Annotated in this window: 1 protein-coding gene; it reads right to left on the reverse strand. The window is 71.3% G+C overall.

Translation table 11 applies throughout. The annotated features are described in order from the left end of the window. The coding region (locus HLA95_RS27310; RefSeq protein ID WP_222185122.1) for an amino acid adenylation domain-containing protein at window positions 1–1,411 on the reverse strand (1,411 nt) is incomplete at its 3' end. Between the last annotated feature and the right edge of the window lie 47 nt (window positions 1,412–1,458).

The raw sequence follows: 1,458 nt of genomic DNA on the forward strand, positions 1-1,458 counted from the left end.
CGGCCTCCTCCGGCACGACGAAGGCATGGAGGGTCTTGCTGTGCGGCTGGCCGGGGGCGGGCAAGGCGGCAGCCACTGCCTGACGCACCGCGGGGTGCTGGATCAGCTGCGCCTCGATCTCCCCCAGCTCGATCCGGTGCCCCTGCACCTTCACCTGGAAGTCCTCGCGGCCCAGGAACTCGATCAGCCCGTCCTCGCGGAACCGGCCGAGATCACCAGTCCGGTAGCGCCGCTCGCCGGTGAGGGGGTCGGTGCGGAAGCGCTCGTTGGTGCGATCCGGATCACCGAAATAGCCCCGCGCCAGCCCGATCCCGCCGATCTCGATCTCGCCCACCACCCAGTCCGGGCAAGGCTGCCCCCGCGGGTTGACCACCTGCATCACCTGGTTGGCCAAGGGCTTGCCATAGGGCACCGAGCTCCAGGCCGGATCCAGTTCATGGATCGGGTGGAAGATCGACCAGATCGAGGCCTCGGTGGCACCACCCAGCGACACCAGCTCCGCCCTTGGCGCCAGGGCGCGGAGCTTGGGTACCAGCTCCAGCGGGATCCAGTCGCCCGACAGCAGAAACAGGCGGAGCGGGTGGTCTGCCGGCAGGCCGTGCTCGGCCAGCATCGCGGCCAAAGCCGGTACGGTGTTCCAGATCGTCACCCGGTGCCGGGCGATCAGCTCTGCCCAGGCGGAAGGATCACGGCGCTCTGCCTCGTCCGGCAGCACCAGCGCCCCACCCACCCCTGGCAGGCCGAACAGGTCGTAGACCGACAGGTCGAAGTTGAGCGCCGAGAGGCCCAGCACCCGGTCGTCTCGCCCGACCTGCCAGCGCCGGTGGATGTCCAGGATCGTGTTCAGCGCAGCACCATGCTCGACCATCACGCCTTTGGGCTGGCCGGTGGAGCCGGAGGTGAAGATCACATAGGCCAGGCTGGCCGGGTCGACCGTCGGCAGGTCCGGGACTTCGCCCGGCCCCTCCAGGAGCGCCGGCCAGTCCGGCTCCATTGCACCGGTCGCTGTCACCAGCTGGTCGCGGCGCGCCTGGGGCAGGCCAGGGTCCAGCGGCAGGTAGGCGGCACCAGCGCGCACCACCGCCAGGGCTGCCGCCGCCTGCTGCCAGGACTTGGGCAGGTCGACCGCCACCACCCGCTCCGGCCCTGCCCCCAGTGCCAAGAGCCGGCCGGCGGCCGCCCCGGAGATGCGGGCGAGGTCGCCGAAGCTCATTGCACCCGCACCGTCGATCACGGCGGGTCGCTCCGGTGCCTGCTCTGCCTGGCGCAGGAAGCCGGCGAACAGCGGCTCGGGCGTGAAGGCCACGGCAGGGGCCGGCCGCGGTGGGACGGCCACCGCCGCATCCATGCCGCCCGACCAGCCTTCGCCGGACGCCAGAAGCTCCAGCAGCCGGCCGTAGGCCGCGAACATCGAACCCACCACCCCAGCAGGAAACAGGTCCTCCACCACGTCCCAGG

This window comes from Geminicoccus harenae (assembly GCF_019800005.1).
Lineage (GTDB): Bacteria > Pseudomonadota > Alphaproteobacteria > Geminicoccales > Geminicoccaceae > Geminicoccus > Geminicoccus harenae.